We start from the raw sequence: 18,785 nt of genomic DNA, 5'->3' as shown, positions 1-18,785 counted from the left end.
TCTCGTACCTTCGATTTATTCCCAAGGCATTGCCACTGGTTGGCCAATGCGGAAGTTACGGTAAACTTCTTTTTCCTTAGCAGTCATGGCATCGTATGTTTCGCGCGGAATTGGAGTATGCGTGCTGGAATTGTACCAGTGACGGTTGAAAATCATAGCCAAGTTCGTACGACGATCGTCCGAACGGTTCGGCGTGCCGCGGTGCCACATACGGATATCACGGATAACGATGGAGCCTGCAGGCATGAATACTTTCTCCGACAGCATGCCTTCTGCTGCGCGAACGATGTGCAGATTCGGGTTAATGCTTCCATCAAGTGTATCGTGGTTCGCATTGTCCGGATTCAGATGCGTGCCGCCCGGCCAAATTTCAAGCGGACCATTCACTTCGTTAACATCAACCAACGGAATGTTCACGACCAGGCTGAACGCCGGAAGCGGAACAGTCAGTTCTGGGAACAGCGGCATGATGTCGCAGTGTACAGCTTGATAATCAGAACCCGGCATAGGTGTATCGGATGCGAAATACGAACAGTGGAAGCCTCTGCCTAGCACTTTCTCGATAACGTTCATCACGATCGGGTGAGCAATAACTTCGCTGTCATTAAACGGCGCCATGAATGGCAAGAACATTTGTGCACGATTCGTACCTGTGTTGTAACCGCGTTTGTCGATATACTCGTCGAAGATCGGATCGAAAGAGTCACGGATGGTTTTGATTTTCTCGTCGCTCAGTACTTTCTCGAACAAGATATAGCCGTTTACTTTCACTTGCTCAGCTGCTGTCTCCAGCGTTTCCGGGCTAAGCTGCCCGCTTGCCAATTCTTGCTCAGTCAATTTGATTCTCATATCAATCGTCTCCTTTAGGTGTGTTGTATAAGATCAATGGCGGTTAGCCAACGATTCCAAAACCATTATATCCCTCGATTAGCATCGACATCGCGGTAGGCAGATATGCGGTGCTTGCGGGGACGAGTGCATCATTCATGAAACGGCAGCGCAATCACGTCGGTATTGCGGAAACGATTTCATGCTGCATAGATTAGCCTCATGCGGACCTGGCATGTCCATGTCGCTGTCAGCTCCCTATGAATAATATACATGTTTTTCTCGCTAAGTGAAACGTTTCGACAAACAGAAATTAAGACTGCCATAATTGACCACATTTAGCCGGTGTTTACTCCTCAATTTGGATGGGCGAGCGTCTTGCATATCCTGAAAGCGTTATCTTACTTCACAACCCGAACATTGGCAACCAAAGATAACGATCGAAATGCGGAGAAAAATGAACTTTAATGAACCTTAGGGGTTATTTCGTGTGCAAATGCGCTCATTATCGCCGCCCCGATCCCTCCATCGGCATGTTCTCACTTATAAGGGGTAACTCGTACCTCTCTGGCAGTGCTGCGAAACAACACAGAGACCATCCCCTGCTAGGGATGGTCTCCGATTCAATCACTATGAAATGATAAGTCCATTATTAGATCGCAGGCATGACGTTGCCGCCGCAAACAGGGATATAAGCACCGGTAATGAATCCGGCCAGATCGGAAGCCAGGTATGCGACTGTGTTCGCGATATCTTGATCGGTTCCTCTGCGTTTCAACGCCACGCTTTTCTCATACCCTTCACTGCGCTCGGTCCCGTTCGCACGGTCTCGGTCCGATATCGTCCACCCCGGCGCCACCTGGTTAACCGTAATCTGATCTTTGCCAATCTCCTTGGCTAGAATCCGATAGATGCCGTCCATCCCCCGTTTGCCCGCCACATAGGCGGACTGGGTTTCGAAGTTTTGCATCGCGCATTCGGTGTTGATGCCGATGAACCGGCCTGCTTGTTTCTCGATCATAGCCGGTGCGAAAGCTTTGGCCAGATAGACGCTCTGCATCACGCAGGAATCAAACTGGCTGCGATAATCCTCAGGCGCCTGCTCCAGAACAGAGGTCCATGCATACTGAATGACGGCATTAGCGACTACGATATCAACATGGCCCAGTTCCGCATTCACTTTATCTCTCATCGCAACAATCGAATCCAAATTTGTAATGTCAGCTTGTACAATTGCAGCGCGTCTTCCTGTAGCGATGATTTCCTTCTGCAATTCTAGGGCTTGTCCCTCGTTACGGTTGTAATGAATCGCAACATCCGCCCCGCAAGCAGCTAATGTTCGAGCCATGACTCTGCCCAGTTCTCCGGTAGCCCCGGTGACGAGCGCGGTGCGCCCGGTGAGATCGATTCCGATCATGATTGTGCCTCCTCTTGTTCTTCTTCTGGCAATGTTGCAGCAGCTGCATCAATCAGGCTGTCGAACAGATCATCATCCTGCTCGATTGCGGCTTCAACGGCATGGATTTGCTCTTCAGGGCCGGGCTCTTTTGCGAAAAGCAAGCTATAATCCCAAGTCGTACCACGCAAGCTGTTCAACTGGAGCGTAATTTCGTAGGGATGTTTATGGCCTTCAACCTCGAATTGAACGCTTCCTTTGTAGCCATTTTCCTTATCGTGTGTCATAGCTGCTTGAATAATTGTAATGTTCATCGTTCGTTAACCTCCAAAATGGTGGACATGCTTCCGCCATGATGCACCTGTCGATGCCTGCCTGCGGAATGACTTGCCTAAATTATACCATGCTTGCTGCAAAATGCGTAAAAACGGGCAGCCTAGGCCGCCCGCTTGCACAATAGCCACATTATTCGGTTCGACCTGTCAGCAGCGGCTCCGCTGATTGACGCGACCACGGCCCGTCATAAGTCGGTTCGTTCACATAGCGAGACATCAGGAGCGAGAGGCGAATGGATGCCCCCGGAAGCAGCTCGATCTGCAGCCATTTGCTGTTTACCTGCACGGTTTGCACCGCCTCGGCATCTTCAAGCACAGTCGCAGAAATAATAGTATGCTCGCCGAATGTGCCACCCTGGATGACTACTGTATGCGATTCAAACATCGACGTATTCACCAGATGCAGCGTTGCAGAGTCGTCGCTCAATTGTTCCACCAGTGCTGCCGTATCTTGCGGAAGCCCCACTCGTTTGCGGTCCCCATCGAAGTAACGGAATCTGCCGTGCTGGAAGCCGCCGTGTGAAATATGCATCGGCGCACCAAGTGTTAGCTGCACAAGACTTTCCATATAGACTGGGCACAGCTCCTGCCAAATATGAATGCTGGAGAAGTCATCGTCATTATACGATGCCGACCACTGCGCCGGATCGCCCATTGGGGAATCCATTCGGTCCAGCTGCTTCATGATCAGCTTGAAATTCGCATCCAGAATGCGGTCCGGATAATCCGGCAGCTCGCCGTTCATATAGCGGAACCAAGGCTCCGTGTTGCTTATAAAATGTTTCGTATCACGTCCGGTCAGCGCGTCCTTGCCGGATACGTTCGGGATCACGACCTCATCCCAATTGTAGCTCTTCGGAATGCGATTAATCCGCTCCAGATCTTCCTCGGCCATCGAGATCGTCCATAGATAGATCGGATATCTCACACTGGCTTCCCGGAAATCTGCCCAACCTGCATCAAAATGCTTGTAAGGTACGACTGTCCTGCCATCCTCCGCCTGCTTGCGAAGCGACCAGTTCAAATCGATCTGCCTACGCGCGAGTCCAAGCTGCTCCATGTCGCCAGTAAGCAATACCGCGTTCATGGTCGCATTCGTGATCGGCTCAATAACCGTCATGAAGCCGTGCGGCCAGCGGTAGCCGTAGTAGCCGCCCCACCATTTGCCGTCGTTATACTCTCCGATTTGATCATTCAAGCCTACATTATCTGGGATCAATCCCCCGTTGCGCTCTGCTCGTTCGCACCAAGCCGCCAAGTAATCCAGTACCCATTGCTTGTACTTGTCATCTGCCGTATGCATGAACGCATTCGCGACAAGTCCCGTAGCATTTAAGTTCAGCGGGACATCGCCGCGGTTCATACGCTCATTCATCATCGCCAGCAGATGACCGTAAATCGTATCGTCACTCCACTTGCATTTGCGCGATGCGAAATCCACACCCGGTATATCTTCATATGGCGCCAGATAGTTATCCAGAATGCCCCGATGGGTAGACCAATCCTCTGCGGAAGCGATGAAACGAGGTCCTTTGCTGCCATTGAGCGGAGAACGAATCAGCTTCTTCTCCTTGTCGTAGTTCAGCGCTTCCGAATCATCGCCGGTATACATATTCGCGAATCGCACAGCACGCTGCCGATCTTTCAATAACGCAGGTCCCGAGAGTCCCAGAAAATAAAAATATAAATACCCTTCTCCGTGATGCATCCAATCATAATAAGCGTCAAATTCGCGATGAATCTGTCCATATTCCGTCCATTGGAAGGTGATGCCTTCCCATATTCGGCGGGAAGCCTCGTGCAGGAAATCGTCGCCGCCTAAGGCGTGAAGCAGCGCCAGGTTCATGAAGCCTTCATACGGATCATCAGACCCGTCCATCCCCGGCCAATCATTTCGCCAAATTAGAGTACCGTCAGGCCTTGTATATTTCTCGATGAAGCGTTTCGCGGATTCATTCAGGAGGTCGAATAATTGCCGCTGCTTCACTGCCCAGCTAGGTGCGGTGCTGCGACTTGCTGCCGTTAAACTGGTTTGCAGGGGAAGCGGAAGTTGAAGTGGACTCAAACTCACTTGAAACACATCCTTCTTATGAATTGTTGTGATTCATGCTATGGCTGTGGCCCGTTTAATCCTTGGTGTTCCCGAGCGTAAAGCCGCCTTCAATCGGGATGATGGCTCCATTCACCCAAGAAGACTCTTGGCTGACTAGAAACGCGACAGCGCTTGCAATTTGCTCCGGCTTCCCAACATGGGGATCCTCATAAATCCGCTCAGCCGCTTGCTTCGCTGCCGCAGGATCGCCCAGCTTTTGCTGCAGCCAAGTCTCCAAGAGCGGCGTCGCTACACCGGCCGGGAGCAAAGCATTAAACCTTACCCCTTCCTTGCGCAGCTCGAAGGCAAGCCCGCGCGTCATATGATTTAAAGCTGCCTTCATCGTGTCATAGACGAGGTTGTCATGCGCATTGATCTGTCCGTTGATTGAGCTTACGTTGACGACAGCCCCGTGCCTTTCGCGCAAATAGGGCAGCGCCTCCTGAATCAGGAAGAAACCTGCCTTCACATTGACTGCAAACAGCCGATCCCAATCTTGATGGGTAACTTCGGCCAGCGGCTTGCTGCAGACCAGTGCGGCATTATTAACGACGATATCAAGGCGTCCCCATTGTGTAATTGCAGCCTGTACGAGCTTGCCCGGCACCGATGGATCACTGAGGTCCGCTTGCACGAACCATGCTTCTCCGCCATTTCGAATAATCTCCGATACGACCTTCGAGCCTCGTTCCTGGTCTCTACCGGTAATTAATACTTTGGCGCCATGCTCTGCCAGCTTATATGCCGTCGCTTCACCGATTCCGCTGGTCGAGCCTGTAATAATAGCTGTTTGGTTATGTAAGCTCATCATAACTACGCTTCACCCTGCTCCTTCAGATGCTAGATTTCCCCGCCACTGCGAATGATGACATTTAAGATATTTTGCTTGGAGTAAGCCAGATGTTCCGTAACAGCAGCTTTCGCCGCTAGAAAGTCTCTTGCCCGAAGCGATTCATAGATAGACAGATGCTGGCGAAAAGCAAGCATCATCATCTCGTCCGTCACATGCGGCTCGCCAAGATTCAAGTAACGATAATGCATCAGCGACTTGTAAATCTCGACATTCTTACGATTGCCGCTCATTCGCACAAGCTCCAAATGAAACATGAGATCAAAGTTGGATTGCAATTCAATGTTGATGGCGTTACCTTCTGCAAGGGAGGCAGCAGCATGCTCAACCAGTGCATCCAACGCATCGAATTTGGAAGCAAGCAATCCTTCGTCCATGACGCTCAGCTGCTCGATCGTCCATAAGTCGATCATCAACCGGCTGTTCATGATGTCATTAACGTTATCCACCAATACGGGATTAACGAAAGTGCCTACTTTCGATACGGTACGCACAAGCCCTTCCATCTCAAGTCGGTTAAGGGCATCTCGAATCGGGGTGCGGCTGACGCCAAGCTGTTTAGCCAGCTCCGGTATGAGCAGCTTCTCGTTTGCGCCAAAATGTCGGGCTAGTATTCGCTCCTTAAGCACTTGATAGGTTTGATCCCAAATATTACTGACGTCCAGTTTCGCTAACGGCTGCGGTGGTAGCTGATTCGAAGACAATTTACTAACCTCCTGCTTTCTATATGTGAATGGTCATGTTGTATGTTGTATACATCATTATAGTAATAAAGCCGTATAATCCCGTCAATTCTTTTCTTGCTAAAGAAATTCTACTAATCAAGAAAACCCGGAAAGCAGACTGCCTCCGGGTTCTCGCAAGTTATGACCGTAAAAATTGCATACTATTGGCTCTCCAACATTTCCCCGGAAATATTCGACGATTTCTTCCCTTTGAATCTGTCGAATCAGCCGTGACTAAGTGAATGTGATCATCTTATTCTCTGCAGCACTTTCATAGACTGAGAAAGCTAAACGAAGCGTAATCAAGTTATCCTCACCGCTTGTTTGGAACGGTTCACCGCTGGATAAGCAGGCAATAAAATGCGACTGCAGCCGGAAGTGACTCTCTTCGTGATCAAGCGTTGTCTCAGCTTTCACTACTCGTTCCGAAGATCCGTCTTTCGAAACAATGGTGATTTTGCCGTCTGTGTACATTTTAAGGCTGCCGTTGCTGCCATCAATGACGAACTGCTCCAAGTGGACGGCCCGAACTTGCTCGCCAAGCGGACGGTCCAGCTTCTGCCTAGTCGCCCAGCTCATATCCATGAATCCGTAGAACCCATCATGTCCGAGCATGACAATGCCGCTGTCTTCCCCGATAATATGGTCGCTGACCCGTGTTAGCTCCGCCGTCAATCGCTTAGGCGTCCCGAAGAGAAACCGCCATGTATCAAACCAATGCACGCCCATCTCATAGAAGAGCAGCTTGGGCATCGTTCGGAAGAACGGCTGCGGCAGTTCAGCTTCAGGCTCCATCCGCGGGGTGTAATAATCGGTATGGATGTATCTTGCGACATGCAGCTTACCTAACTCACCGCTGTCGATCACTTCTTTAATCGTTTGAAAAGGCTCCAGCCACCGCCAATTCTCCGTAACCATGAGTCTCACGCCGTTTCGCTTCGCGAGCGCGACCATCTCTTCGGCTTCCTCGAGTGTCGGCGCGAATGGTTTCTGGCACATGATGTGCTTGCCCGCCTGCGCAGCCTTTCGAACGAAATCCACGTGTGTTTCAGCGCCTGTTACGATATCAATAATGTCGATATCCGCATGAGCAAGCATATCGTCGATATTGTTATATAATTGATCCGAAGAAATGTTGTATTTGGACGCAGCTTGTTTTAGTTTCTCTGAAGATCGATTGCAGAGCGCGATAATTTGAACACCCGGAATTCGGCTCCACGCCTGCAGATGCTTATCCGACCAGAAGCCGGTTCCGATTAGACCCACTTTCCACATGCTACTATCTCCCTCTCTGTTATGTTGAATTATTTAAGGGCAGGCTTCTCATCCAGATGCAGCATAAGACGCAGTACTTCATCCAGAGATTCCTTCGTAAACACTTGCTTCCAGTCGGGTTTGAAAATCTTATCGTAACCATAATTGATCGCAATCTTCGCCGCATCGGAGAACGGATTCACATTATTGAACGCGATAGCCAGCGGGATCTGGATATGGCCGAGCATAAACGATCTGGCTGCAGCTTCCGGAACTCCCATTCGAATCACTTCATCCATCGCTTCTTTCATAATACAAGCAGCAGCTGCCGCAACTACTTCTGCCGCTGCCGGCTCAAGCAGCGCCATATGCTCTACCGTTATGCGGTGACATTGCGTGACCGGCGCAAACATACGGATGCAAATCTGTTCGGCGATATCGAACTTCTCCTCGCTGCCTTGCTGTAGTGCAATGACAATATCCTGCTTCGCCGCAATGCCGCCGAACATGTCTTTGCGCGCCTCCGGTGAATCCTGCTCTTCGAACAAGGCAGGGTGGCATGGATGCGTAACGACAAACGTACAATCATCGCGCAGCGCTACTTGCCGTGCATAGGCTGCCGCCGGATCCAGCAAGATGACGGTCGCACCGGACTTCAGCTGCGAAACGATCTTCTCGCTTAGCGGTCCGATGACAGCATCAGGTACGGCGAGGATGATATAGTCAGCTACGGCAAGCGCTTCGTCATTAGGCATGATGGACAATCCTCGCTCCGAGATACGGGCAATTCCATTCTCTGCTTGTTCACACAGAAGCAGCTGATAATCTGTTTTCCTCAAATTATCCGTAATGCGGCAGCCCATTTTGCCCCCTGCACCAAGCACGGCAATTACGATTTCACTCCGTTGGTTGCTCATTCATCCTGCTCCTTATTAATAGAATAAGTATTATTGAAACTAGCATAACTGATCAACATCAGACATTCAATACATAATGTATACAATACATATATATTTATTGCCGACTTCTAAAATACCTGTTATTCTAAGGTCACAAATGCTAGGGAGGAATCTGTGTGAGACTTGGACTTAGCTCTTTCACCTTCACTTGGTCGATCGGCATTCCCGGCTATGAGCGGCCGGCTGAACCGCTCACGCACGAAGGACTTATTCGACTTACGCGAAGCTGCGGACTCGATCTTGTGCAAATTGCGGACAATCTGCCTCTGCATCCGCTTTCGTCCGATGAACTCCTCAAGTTGAAGCAGACCGCTGACGAACAGAACGTCTCGATTGAGGTTGGCACACGGGGTACGGAACCTGCACTGCTGTTGACTTATCTGGCCATTGCTCGGACACTGCAATCCCCGATTGTGCGAACGATTATTACAACGCCTGATCTTGCTGCCGCGGAACAGCAGCTGCGAGAGGTACTTCCCGCCTTCGAGGAAGAGAATATTGCGCTTGCCATTGAAAATCATGGCTTGCATACAACGCAGCAACTGGTACAATTATTCGAGAGCTTGAATCATCCGCTCGTGGGCTGCTGCCTGGATACGGTGAATTCTTTTGGCGCGCTGGAGAGCCCGGATGTCGTGATCAAACGGTTAATTCCCTTTCTGGTTAATCTGCATATTAAAGACTTTGATATTAAACGAGTCGACCACCAGCTCGGCTTTACGATCCTCGGCGCACCTGCCGGAGCAGGCCGGCTGGATTATGAGCTTCTCCGAGCATCGATTCGGGAGCATGACAAAACATCTGCAACGGCCATCCTTGAATTATGGACACCGTTCACGGAGTCCGTGGAGCAGACAGCTGCACTCGAACGAAGCTGGATGGAGCAATCGATCGCGTATTTGAAATCCATTCATTTTATAGAAGAGAAGGATACTGACAATGGCAACCATAACCTTGAAAGAGAAAGCGTATGAGCAGCTTCGTGCTTATATTCTAGAAGGAACCATTAATTCCAACGATCAGCTGACGGAGAAATATTTGGTGGAGCTGCTCCAGATGAGCCGCACGCCAATCCGTTCCGCTCTTGAGAAGCTGGCTGCGGAAGGGCTGCTTAATATTGCGCCTAATAAAGGGCTGAGTCTACCCGAATTGTCGCTGCAGCGGGTCGCGGATTTCTTCGATTTCCGAATTGCGCTGGAAGGTCATATCGTGCAGAAGCTGGCCAATCGCAAGCTCCCGCCGGAGGAGATCGCTTGGTTCCGCGCTAATTTGCTCATTCAGGAGCAGACCGCCGCGCAGCATGATTACCTGGCATTCACGCATGCCGATTCTGAGTTTCATCGCCGCCTTGCCATCGTCTATGACAATTCCGAAATGGTGCAGATGATGGATAATCTGCAGGATCGGCTGTTCCAGATGGCGCTTAAAGTGCTTCGCAAGGACATGAACCGCATCGAGATGTCCTATCGCGATCATTTGGAAATCTTCGAGCTCATTCTCGAAGGCAACGCCGCAGAAGCGAGTCGTCGGATGGTCGAGCATCTGGCGTACGGGGCGCGGATATTAGTGCTGTAGTGCATAAAAGCTGCTTTTGTCATCGTTTAGATGATGGGGGCAGCTTTTTCTAATGATTGTTGTTTGAAGAGAGGTACTGGGTACCTCTCTTTAGAAGTAAGTAGCTCACAAGTGGATCTACGTTGGCCGAACTGTGCGACTTTGTGAGTATGTAGCTCACCTAGAGGTCTACTTTGGCCGAATTGAGGGACTTTGTGAGTAAAGTAGATGTCCCTTAACGATAAGCCTGCCTAATTTATGTTGATTACTACGGACACGCGCCAATACGGGCAGACAATACGGTTCATATCATAGACCAGCGGTAGCAGTATGCGTCAGAGGGAGGCATCGCAGCCATGTTCTGCTGGATCGGCAAAGTCATCATCGTGAAGAACAATGGCACCGTCCTGTTCGGCGATGCCAATATTTTACCCGAGTTTGGTGAGAATCCAGAGGCTGAGGAAGAAGTAGACGAAGATCTGGACGGAGAAGATGTCGTCGTCGATGAAGAGATTAACACGAACCGGCGAAAATCGAAGAAAGGCAAGAAATCCGCTTCTGCCGTCGGCAAGAAAAAACCTAAGAAACGCTGATGGTTGGACAGCGAGGTCTTAGGTTTTGAGAGTTGATTTGTATGGGTTAATGGTCGATTTGCTTGTCGCGCTTAGCCGGGCTGCGGGCTGCAATCCCTAAACAAGCGACCAATCAAATGCTAAGCCCAGCGAATGGTTTCGCTGCTCGGCTAAATCCTCGTAAACAGCAGCAGCTTGCTTCGGCGAAACGATTTCGTACAAGCCGTCTACGTTCACTTTGCCAGTGGCCAGCCATTGCAGCGCCCCCGCAAGATTCGTGAAGATGCCTGGCTCCGACGCGCTTGCGGCATGCAGCGGAATATCCCACTCCCAGCCGCTTCGCAGCACGACATAGTTATGGAAAACAAGATGCAGCAGCTCATGCGCATACGCTTCGGTCTGCCTTCTCCATGGTACGCCTACCATGACTACCTCGCCATTCTTCCCAACCATGCGGCTGCCGTCAAGCACGGCCTGCTCATGCCCGGAGCATTCCACGACGAGTGCGAATGTCCCTCTGAGAGCAGGATCATCCACAGGCGGCAGGCTCGATACATAAGCACCACCGGCAATCCCGGCAGCAGCTTCACGCTTCCATACAACCGGATCGTAAGCCGTCACGGAATAGCCGCTAGCCGCGAACAGCTGCGCCGCCATATTGCCGACCAAACCCAATCCGCTCACCATCACCCGCTGAGGCGGTCTCGCTTTCGTCGTCGATAGCGTCGACATGCTGACATTCATCATTCTCGCGAAGACAGCGGCTGCCGGGGACAAGCCTCCCGGAAGCAGCAGCGCCTCCTTCTCGCTTACACGCTGCACAGATCGATGCGGCCCCATGCAGAAGGCCAAATCTCCGGGCTTGAAGGCTTGGACTTCACTACCAACCTCTTGCACACGAAACACAGCGGCGTAACCCGGAATACTCGTAAAATCAGCCCGCCCCAGATACAACGCGAGCTCCGTCCCCGTACTAATTAACGTGAACAATGTCTCTCCTATGATTTCGTTCGCCTGTAACCGTGCAGCTCCGCGATCCATCGACTGAAGCTCGATTGTGCGGACGCCTGTCAGAACAATCCCAACATCCCGTCGATGGGTCATCCCAGCTTCACTCCGATTGAACTTGCTGTTGCTCGAATATAATCGGCCGCAAGTCGGTATTCGGAGTCGCTGTCCAGATGCTCCAGCATAAGCGGCACATCGCGATCCAGCTTCACTAATTGGCGGAGATACTGAGCATAATCCAGCTTTCCCAGCCCCGGACGCGTTTCATCCAGATGAACCACCATCGACGAGCCAAGCACAATATCCTTAGCATGGCAGCTGCGGATATAAGGACCAAGCTTGGTGAAGCATTCTTCGATCAAAGCCCCGTTCCGATAAAACAACTGCGGGCTGGTGACAATGTTCACGGGATCTAGATGAACGGCAAACGCCGACCGATCAATCGCCTTAATGAGCTGCAAATAACTGTCGACAGTATCCGGATACATCCACGGCATCATTTCCAGTGTATAGTAAGTCCGTTCAGGTTTCACATGATCAATAATTCCGCGAACGGTATCGACGATCAGCTCGAAGGTTTCATCTGTCAAGTTCGCCGGATCATGACCATCCCACTGCTCGCCTAACGAACCGGCGATGTTGACACAGCAGCGTGCCCCTGCCAGCTCTGCCGTCTCGAGCTTCTTCTTGCAATATCGGATTGCCTGCTCCCGCACCTCCGGGTCTTGGCTCAGCGGGTTGCTCCACGCCCCCGCCTCCGCAATGACGATGTTCGCCGCTGCGGCAGCGCGAACGTAATCCTCGATTTGTGCCGCTTCATCCACATCCGGAAAATAAGCAGCCGTATAACCGCGCTCAACATGTGCAGCAATCCAGCGCTCCGGATCAAGCGTTTCCCTTGCCAGAATCGGACCTCCGAGCCTCATGAAGGATCATTCCTTTCTATCCTAATTTTCCTAATTATTGTATTCCTTGACCTCTGCCCAAAATCCTTCCACTTCGACCGCCACACATAGCAAAAAACAGCAGAAACGGTCCAACATGACCCGCCCCTGCTGTATTAGCAACCGTCCGTCTATTTCACGATATCAATTACGACCATCTGGTGGCATTCCAGACGATCCACCGTATAGGTCAGCTTCCCGTCTTCCTGCACGAATGGCAGCGCGGTTTGCTGTGGAGCCAGGTACACGCTCTTGACCGATTCCTGCAATTGCAGGGAAACCGTCGTATCGTAAACCGGCAAGATATCCTCTATGATTTCAATGCCGTTGCCGCGTTTGACCGGTGTCGCATACAGCAAATGGTTCACATAGCGACCTTCCGCGGGCTGCTGCTGCAGCGTCACGATCCCTTGTGCAGGCAGAGAAGTTTCGATTGTCTTCCTTGCGCCAAGCAATCTATTCAGGGCATAGAGCACCGTTTCCCTCAGAATTAAGCTGCCCTTCGTCCCGTAATCCTCGAACACGTTCCAAGCGATATAAATGCCATCCGGACCTTCTACCATGCCCGGTCCACCATTGCTTCGCGAGCTTGGCGTATGCTGATGGGAGCAGAATGTGAACACATCCCGGTTAAAATATGGATCTTCCCGCCGACCAAGCGCAGCAGCAGAGGAGCCTTCAACATCTTCAAGCTCAATACGCTGCCCTTTGCCATAGAAAATAAATGCGGCTTTGCCGAGTCCGCCTACTTCAAACGCCGGCCGGAAATAATCCGGTTGAAACTCGTTCTCTCCCAGCCACTTCACGCCGAAATCGAGGCCAAATCCGCTTCCGTCTTCCTTCAAGCCCGACCGCCCGGTAGCCAGAACCTTACCGCCTTTCGCCAGATAGGCCTTAAGACTTTCGGCTAGCTTACTCCCAAGCACTACTTCGTCCGGCAAAATAACAACTTTATAAGCGGAGAAGTCCGCCTCCATATCGATAACGTCAAACAGAATTTTTCCTTCCAGCAGCATCCTCACGGCTCCGGCATCGGAGTGCCCCGTAAAATCCACCTGCCCCGTCGTCTTGTGAACGCCGACAGCTTCCAGCGAGAGCAGCGCTACATCGGCGACATTCACCGTATCCGTGCACCAAGCTTCCTTCTGCTCAACCTCGCGGTAGGCGTGACCGATCAGCTCGTAAGTTGCCTCATCCATGACACCATCCGGGTGAAGCTGATCGCCGATCGAGCAGCGAGCACCATTGGCAATGCTCAGAGCCGTCTCGTAACGCAGTGCGTTAGGATGCTTATAGCCGCCGAACTCCCCCCATGACGTATGGAATTTACCGGTCATGCCCAGATAAGGCATGCCGAGCGTCTGCGAATAACGCGCCGACAGCGGGAAGTGATCATACCCCCATCCGCCGGTAGGCAGCGATTCCAGCTCCAAATGGGTGTTCATCTGTGCCAAGTCACGCCGGCCGCGGCGAATATGGCCGCCATTTTGAAAGACGGGCATCCCCGGCTTCAAGCCATGGATAAGCTCCTTCACGGCTCTCCCATAATGAGCATAGGTGCGTTCGCCAAGCGCCAGCACATCCTCCGCATTGCGCGGATCTTTGCCCTCACGGCGCAAATCCGCCACGCAATATTGGCAATAGCATTGACGTACGCCAACGATATCCAGGAAGATGCCGTCTGCATCATACCGGCGAACAACCTCTTCGATTTGCTTCAACAGCATCTCAAGGTAAGGCGTGTTCATGCAGAACTCATGGTAACCGGGCTGCATGAAGTTCTTCACCCAGCTCGTACGCTCCTCTTGGTCTCGGAAGAGCCATTCCGGATGACGTCTGGCCAGCTTCTCATCCAGCCCAGCAGAAATATATACAGGCGTCTTGACCCCGACTTCATGTGCAGCTTCAATCATCGCGCCAAGCAAATCGAATTCCAGACCGGGATGGCGCTCATTGGCGTCGGTCGGATGATAAGCCCAGCCGTGATGACATTTGGAGAACACCGTGATGGAATCGACATGGCCTTTGCGGAGCATGTCTTGGAACTGCTCCTTGGAAAACTGACTGCCAATGCCCGGAATGGCTTCTGAGGTATGAAAATCAAGATGAACCTGTCTAAACCGCATACGCTTCGCCCCTATCCTCGTAGTCAATCTTTCTTCACTATGACATAGTCATTGCACAAGAGGATAGAGATGGAATAGACTTGTTATAGCACAAAATCGACCTAATAGGAGCGATCCCTCCAAGATGGAATGTTTACAGCTTCCAATCCCCCCGCTTCCGCAATTTGTCACCATCGGCCATTCTATCTGGCGTCCGGGTAACCAGCATTTCAAACGAAATTTCCCTCTGTATGACATGCTCCTGGTTATCCAAGGTGACCTTTATATGACCGAGGATGAGCGGCCTTACACGCTTGGTGCAGGTGATCTCCTGCTGCTTGAGCCCGGTCACACTCATGTCGGCCATCGGCCATGTGAGGTGGACACGGAGATTTATTGGATTCATTTCTACCATCCTCTCCCCGCTTCCTCGCTGAACAGCCAGCAAATCTCATGGTCTTCCATTCTTGAACCGGGAACGGATGCCGACTTTCTCCCTCGCAGACAATCGTTATTTCTGCCAAAATGGGCGAATATTGACCCGAAGCCGCTGCTGCCCCTGCTCCGAGACATGCTTGCAATTCAGCACAAGCTGAACTTGGAAAATGCCGCGCGTCTGCATGGGTTGCTCGTCCGATTGCTGGAGCAGCTGCAGCAGTTAACGATAGAATCGACGAAGCCGTCGCGCTCGCTTACACTAAGCCGCCAATTGGAGGATTTCTTAACCCGCTTCATTAAGGAGCCGTTTCACTCGGCTTCTTTAGAGGAACAGTTTCATTTTAACGCTGAATATTTGGCCCGCTGTTTAAAGATGCACACCGGCAAAACCCCTGTCCAATACATCCGTTATTTGAAGATCGAGGAAGCCAAGCGGCTTCTCGCAGCGAGCGAGCTGCCTGTTCCCGTCGTAGCCGAAGCCATCGGCATCGATGACTACAACTATTTCATTCGGATGTTTCGAGAATTGACCGGTCAGACACCGGGAGACTACCGCAAATCTCGGCAAGGATTAAGCTGAGGGCAGGACATTTCGAATACGGAGAGAATGTACTTAAGAGTTAGTTACTTAATATGAAATGAGGGATGAGGGTGGAAGCTAATTTATTGCTGAATCAAGTGCCAGAACAAACCATGCAGTGGATGAATGAACCGGGATACTCGGAGCGTGGCGAGAAAGGCGAACTCCTAATAGAGGCTCCGGCGAATGCTGACTTCTATCAAGATCCGGCAGGCAAACACATCATCAGCTCCGCTCCCTTCTTGTACAGGCCGGTTAGCGGATCGTTTGTGCTGACAACCCGATTAAGTGCTGTCATGACACACAAGTATGACTCCGGCTGTCTGATGCTGATGGTTGATGACCGTAATTGGGCGAAGCTATGCTACGAATACAATGGCGAATACCCTACTATCGTGTCTGTTGTCACGAAGGATGGCAGTTCGGACGACTGCAATTCCGAGCGGGTGGATGTAGAGAAACCTTATCTGCGCCTTACTCGGGACGGCAATTGTATCTCCTTCCACTATTCGGCGGACGGCGAGCAGTGGCGGCAAATCCGGTATTTCGGGATGAATCTTCCTACTACTTGCTTAGCAGGCGTAGTCGCACAGTCTCCGCAAGGGACGGGGTGCATGGTACAAGTTGAAGAGCTGATGCTAAAGGAGCAGTAAAGCAGGCCCAGCTCCAAACACACGCGGAATCTGGAAATTATAGTCTGTTGAAGAATATCTTGTATTCGTGCTTAAATAGACATAGTTATCGAACAAGCATCGTCCAACTTGAATAATGGAGCCCATACATGAGCGAAATTAAACGTTTTTTTGAAAACCATTCGAACGAGATCGTCGACAGTTGGATTGAACGATTAACTACTGCCTATCCCGGTCTATATGACCTGACTCAGCTCCGCTTACAAGGCACGCTTTATATGGCTCTTATTTCGGATTTTCATATTCCGATCGATCAGCATCCGGTTTATGTGAATTACAAGGATTGGGTTGAGTTATTATTTCGGCGAAAAGTCCCGATTGCCCATATTAACCAGAGCACTTTATTTTTACGGGAAGCCTTTCATGAAGCCTTCAATCATTCGGATATCGATCGTACTGAAATTGTATCGATCATTACCACGATCTTTTCAAGAATTGATACCTTCCAATCTGTACTCTCCACTTACTTCTGGGAGCATGCATTCGGAAAAATCGAGCTCCAAGACAAGCTGATCGAGGACATGCACACGGATAAGCTTAACCTCATCGGTAAGATGGCCTCCAGCATGGCACACGAGATTCGAAATCCGTTGACATCCATTAAGGGGTTCTTCGTTTTAATTCGCAAATCCCTTGCCCCAAGCGCACTTTCCAGCATCGAGAAATACTTAGATATCATCGATCATGAGTTTCGCAATATTGAAATGCAAATAACCGGCTTCCTCAGCTTCTCGAGAAAACCGATTGCCGAAGAAGACCGCATTCTCGCTTCACTTAATGAGCTTGTCGATCAAACGCTGATTCTCGTCAATCCGCTGCTGCTCAACGAAAACATCGAGCTCATTCTAGACATGCAGCAGGAGCTGCAAGTGGAGATTCAGAAGATTGCGATCGTACAAGTATTTTCTAATCTGCTTAACAATGCGATTGACGCGCTTCGCGAATCAAATGGGGAGCTGCGCAGAATTACGATACATACTTTAGTCGACGGCTCTGACATCTACATCAGAATCAGCAACACCGGTCCCGAAATTCCGCCTGAGATTCAGCCTTCCTTGTTCGATCCGTTCGTCACGAGCAAATCCGACGGCACCGGCCTTGGACTTGCCATCTGCAAACAAATCGTGGAGCGCAACGAAGGCACGATTGCTTTTGACACTAACAGCAGAGAAACGACGTTTACGCTGCGGTTTCCGGCACCGCCGGAGAATGGTTAATTACAGGGAAGCTCCATCCGATTCTTCGCAATTCGGCGTAACTTCCCTTTCCTTCTTTTGAACATCTATGTACTCATAGACCTGCTTCATTTCAGCTTCGTAACTGTGGTCAATTTCGAAGTAATGGACAGCGTTGTCTAAACATTTTCTTCTAAATGCTTCGTGTTCACCGATATACTCCGCGATTGATCGCTCTTCCGGACCTCCTCGGTCCTCGATCACATTGCGATGCTTCACAATACCCGATAGAAAGTTCTCCTCTATATACCGTTGTGAGAATCCCAGATATACGGAGATGATCTTGTCTGCGTATTCCGGTTCAAAGTCTCTACTATGATGTGGCATAATATAACAGCCCTCAATAATAAGGTGCTGGTTATTCTCGATATTCGTCATGATAATGCCTTTAATAATCGGCCAGAGCACCTCCGCAATGTGCTCGTTGCTGTCGAGCGGCGTAAACCCGCAATTTGATGTTCCCCGATATAACCCCATTTTGAGATGGTCAATTGAGAGGTATGGGATGTGATAGCGCTCAAGTAACTTTTGAGACATGAGCGTCTTACCGGTTTGACTGTTTCCGCTTATCAGAATAATCATGACGAATTCTCCTTCCTATGATATTTGCTGATCCCTAACCTGTCTCGCTTGCCTTCCACTCCGATTTCAGCAGACCATATACGAGGTGATCATGATAGTGTCCCTTATTGTATTCGGCCGCTCTAATGATTCCTTCTTGCAGGAAGCCAAGCCGCAGAGGAACTGCCTTACTCCTCGCATTATCCTCTCTTACCCGAATCTCGATCCGATTTAATTCCAGCTCCTGAAAAATATGCCGGATAATCGTCCGACAAGCCTCCGTCATGAATCCCTTGCCTTGATAATCCGCGCATAACCAATAGCCAATCGACGTCTTCCTATGCTTCCAATTGATATCTTGGACGCTAATATTACCGATGTAGCGATCTTGATAGAAGATCCCACACGATACGCCGTTGTTTCCTGCGAATCTCTTTAACTCATATTCAATGTACAGCTTCACTTCATCGACGCTAGTCGTCGTAAGCGCCCAAGGCAGAAACTCGCCGATATGCTCTCGGTTCTTCTGAATCGCGGCATAGATTTCATCCGCATGATGGATCTGCAAGATATGTAATTTCAAGTCCGCGTTTATCGAGTAACTGAACAAGGATTCACGCTCCTTCGAAATCGATTAAACTGCTCTTAACGATGCTA

Annotated in this window: 19 protein-coding genes; 6 read left to right on the top strand and 13 right to left on the bottom strand. The window is 50.5% G+C overall.

What is annotated here, in order from left to right:
* Positions 1-15 precede the first annotated feature (15 nt).
* The 8 genes from BLW29_RS16210 to BLW29_RS16175 all read right to left on the bottom strand — a co-directional run bounded on the left by BLW29_RS16210 (position 16) and on the right by BLW29_RS16175 (position 8,397).
* Positions 16-849 carry a phytanoyl-CoA dioxygenase family protein gene (locus BLW29_RS16210; protein WP_090981393.1) on the bottom strand — a complete coding sequence of 278 codons (834 nt, stop codon included), beginning with the start codon at positions 847-849 and terminating at the stop codon, positions 16-18.
* A gap of 631 nt (positions 850-1,480) precedes the next feature.
* The gene (locus BLW29_RS16205; protein ID WP_371264729.1) at positions 1,481-2,245 is read right to left on the bottom strand and encodes an SDR family NAD(P)-dependent oxidoreductase; all 765 of its coding nucleotides are present in this window, start codon (positions 2,243-2,245) and stop codon (positions 1,481-1,483) included.
* Positions 2,242-2,538, bottom strand: coding sequence for a hypothetical protein (locus tag BLW29_RS16200; protein ID WP_090981392.1), 297 nt, complete (start codon positions 2,536-2,538; stop codon positions 2,242-2,244). Before BLW29_RS16200 ends, BLW29_RS16205 begins: the two co-directional genes overlap by 4 nt.
* A 151-nt stretch (positions 2,539-2,689) precedes the next feature.
* Complete coding sequence (locus BLW29_RS16195; protein WP_090981388.1) at positions 2,690-4,630, bottom strand: DUF8034 domain-containing protein; 1,941 nt, start codon at positions 4,628-4,630, stop codon at positions 2,690-2,692.
* A gap of 55 nt (positions 4,631-4,685) precedes the next feature.
* Positions 4,686-5,462: an SDR family NAD(P)-dependent oxidoreductase gene (locus BLW29_RS16190; RefSeq protein WP_090981386.1), complete on the bottom strand. Its 777-nt coding sequence runs from the start codon at positions 5,460-5,462 to the stop codon at positions 4,686-4,688.
* 29 nt (positions 5,463-5,491) lie between these two features.
* A complete protein-coding gene (locus tag BLW29_RS16185; RefSeq protein ID WP_090981384.1) occupies positions 5,492-6,205 on the bottom strand; it encodes a GntR family transcriptional regulator in 714 nt (237 codons plus the stop codon).
* 255 nt (positions 6,206-6,460) lie between these two features.
* Positions 6,461-7,501, bottom strand: a complete 1,041-nt coding sequence (locus BLW29_RS16180) for a Gfo/Idh/MocA family protein (protein WP_090981382.1) — start codon at positions 7,499-7,501, stop codon at positions 6,461-6,463.
* Positions 7,502-7,530: 29 nt separating this feature from the next.
* On the bottom strand, positions 7,531-8,397 hold the full coding sequence (locus BLW29_RS16175) for a phosphogluconate dehydrogenase C-terminal domain-containing protein (protein WP_090981380.1): 867 nt from the start codon (positions 8,395-8,397) through the stop codon (positions 7,531-7,533).
* Positions 8,398-8,555: 158 nt separating this feature from the next.
* On the opposite strand from BLW29_RS16175, the gene BLW29_RS16170 reads away from it, so the two are divergent.
* From BLW29_RS16170 to BLW29_RS16160, 3 genes are all read left to right on the top strand, one after another.
* The gene (locus tag BLW29_RS16170) at positions 8,556-9,413 is read left to right on the top strand and encodes a sugar phosphate isomerase/epimerase family protein (protein ID WP_177186668.1); all 858 of its coding nucleotides are present in this window, start codon (positions 8,556-8,558) and stop codon (positions 9,411-9,413) included.
* Entirely contained in the window at positions 9,379-10,014 is a 636-nt protein-coding gene (locus tag BLW29_RS16165) for a GntR family transcriptional regulator (RefSeq protein WP_090981376.1), read from the top strand. Before BLW29_RS16170 ends, BLW29_RS16165 begins: the two co-directional genes overlap by 35 nt.
* Positions 10,015-10,349: 335 nt before the next feature.
* Positions 10,350-10,586: a hypothetical protein gene (locus BLW29_RS16160; protein ID WP_090981374.1), complete on the top strand. Its 237-nt coding sequence runs from the start codon at positions 10,350-10,352 to the stop codon at positions 10,584-10,586.
* Positions 10,587-10,682: 96 nt separating this feature from the next.
* Here the strand turns inward: BLW29_RS16160 and BLW29_RS16155 are convergent, their stop codons facing one another.
* From BLW29_RS16155 to BLW29_RS16145, 3 genes are all read right to left on the bottom strand, one after another.
* Entirely contained in the window at positions 10,683-11,669 is a 987-nt protein-coding gene (locus BLW29_RS16155; RefSeq protein ID WP_090981372.1) for a zinc-dependent alcohol dehydrogenase, read from the bottom strand.
* A complete protein-coding gene (locus BLW29_RS16150) occupies positions 11,666-12,499 on the bottom strand; it encodes a sugar phosphate isomerase/epimerase family protein (protein WP_090981370.1) in 834 nt (277 codons plus the stop codon). Before BLW29_RS16150 ends, BLW29_RS16155 begins: the two co-directional genes overlap by 4 nt.
* A gap of 149 nt (positions 12,500-12,648) precedes the next feature.
* Entirely contained in the window at positions 12,649-14,643 is a 1,995-nt protein-coding gene (locus BLW29_RS16145) for a beta-galactosidase trimerization domain-containing protein (RefSeq protein ID WP_090981368.1), read from the bottom strand.
* A 124-nt stretch (positions 14,644-14,767) separates the two neighbouring features.
* Here BLW29_RS16145 and BLW29_RS16140 point away from each other — a divergent pair, with 124 nt between their 5' ends.
* From BLW29_RS16140 to BLW29_RS16130, 3 genes are all read left to right on the top strand, one after another.
* Positions 14,768-15,640, top strand: a complete 873-nt coding sequence (locus BLW29_RS16140) for a helix-turn-helix domain-containing protein (RefSeq protein WP_090981366.1) — start codon at positions 14,768-14,770, stop codon at positions 15,638-15,640.
* Positions 15,641-15,711: 71 nt separating this feature from the next.
* Entirely contained in the window at positions 15,712-16,293 is a 582-nt protein-coding gene (locus BLW29_RS16135; RefSeq protein WP_090981364.1) for a DUF1349 domain-containing protein, read from the top strand.
* A gap of 128 nt (positions 16,294-16,421) precedes the next feature.
* The gene (locus BLW29_RS16130) at positions 16,422-17,549 is read left to right on the top strand and encodes a sensor histidine kinase (protein ID WP_090981362.1); all 1,128 of its coding nucleotides are present in this window, start codon (positions 16,422-16,424) and stop codon (positions 17,547-17,549) included.
* Here BLW29_RS16130 and BLW29_RS16125 read toward each other — a convergent pair whose 3' ends face one another.
* Together BLW29_RS16125 and BLW29_RS16120 are read right to left on the bottom strand one after the other, a co-directional pair.
* Positions 17,550-18,149 (bottom strand): P-loop nucleotide/nucleoside kinase family protein, encoded by a 600-nt coding sequence (locus BLW29_RS16125; RefSeq protein ID WP_090981358.1) that lies wholly within the window; start codon positions 18,147-18,149, stop codon positions 17,550-17,552.
* 34 nt (positions 18,150-18,183) lie between these two features.
* Positions 18,184-18,738 carry a GNAT family N-acetyltransferase gene (locus BLW29_RS16120; RefSeq protein ID WP_177186666.1) on the bottom strand — a complete coding sequence of 185 codons (555 nt, stop codon included), beginning with the start codon at positions 18,736-18,738 and terminating at the stop codon, positions 18,184-18,186.
* Positions 18,739-18,785: the final 47 nt, after the last annotated feature.

The organism is Paenibacillus sp. CF384 (assembly GCF_900106745.1).
GTDB lineage: Bacteria > Bacillota > Bacilli > Paenibacillales > Paenibacillaceae > Paenibacillus_Z.
The sequence above is the reverse complement of the archived record's forward strand: the minus strand, read 5'-3'. Positions and strand labels throughout refer to the sequence as shown.

Bases quoted from the DNA above. Each gene is read 5' to 3' on its own strand.
- BLW29_RS16210 (WP_090981393.1), bottom strand. From the start codon at position 849: ATGAGAATCAAATTGACTGAGCAAGAATTGGCAAGCGGGCAGCTTAGC.
- BLW29_RS16205 (WP_371264729.1), bottom strand. From the start codon at position 2,245: ATGATCGGAATCGATCTCACCGGGCGCACCGCGCTCGTCACCGGGGCT.
- BLW29_RS16200 (WP_090981392.1), bottom strand. From the start codon at position 2,538: ATGAACATTACAATTATTCAAGCAGCTATGACACACGATAAGGAAAAT.
- BLW29_RS16190 (WP_090981386.1), bottom strand. From the start codon at position 5,462: ATGATGAGCTTACATAACCAAACAGCTATTATTACAGGCTCGACCAGC.
- BLW29_RS16180 (WP_090981382.1), bottom strand. From the start codon at position 7,501: ATGTGGAAAGTGGGTCTAATCGGAACCGGCTTCTGGTCGGATAAGCAT.
- BLW29_RS16175 (WP_090981380.1), bottom strand. From the start codon at position 8,397: ATGAGCAACCAACGGAGTGAAATCGTAATTGCCGTGCTTGGTGCAGGG.
- BLW29_RS16165 (WP_090981376.1), top strand. From the start codon at position 9,379: ATGGCAACCATAACCTTGAAAGAGAAAGCGTATGAGCAGCTTCGTGCT.
- BLW29_RS16160 (WP_090981374.1), top strand. From the start codon at position 10,350: ATGTTCTGCTGGATCGGCAAAGTCATCATCGTGAAGAACAATGGCACC.
- BLW29_RS16155 (WP_090981372.1), bottom strand. From the start codon at position 11,669: ATGACCCATCGACGGGATGTTGGGATTGTTCTGACAGGCGTCCGCACA.
- BLW29_RS16150 (WP_090981370.1), bottom strand. From the start codon at position 12,499: ATGAGGCTCGGAGGTCCGATTCTGGCAAGGGAAACGCTTGATCCGGAG.
- BLW29_RS16145 (WP_090981368.1), bottom strand. From the start codon at position 14,643: ATGCGGTTTAGACAGGTTCATCTTGATTTTCATACCTCAGAAGCCATT.
- BLW29_RS16140 (WP_090981366.1), top strand. From the start codon at position 14,768: ATGGAATGTTTACAGCTTCCAATCCCCCCGCTTCCGCAATTTGTCACC.
- BLW29_RS16130 (WP_090981362.1), top strand. From the start codon at position 16,422: ATGAGCGAAATTAAACGTTTTTTTGAAAACCATTCGAACGAGATCGTC.
- BLW29_RS16125 (WP_090981358.1), bottom strand. From the start codon at position 18,149: ATGATTATTCTGATAAGCGGAAACAGTCAAACCGGTAAGACGCTCATG.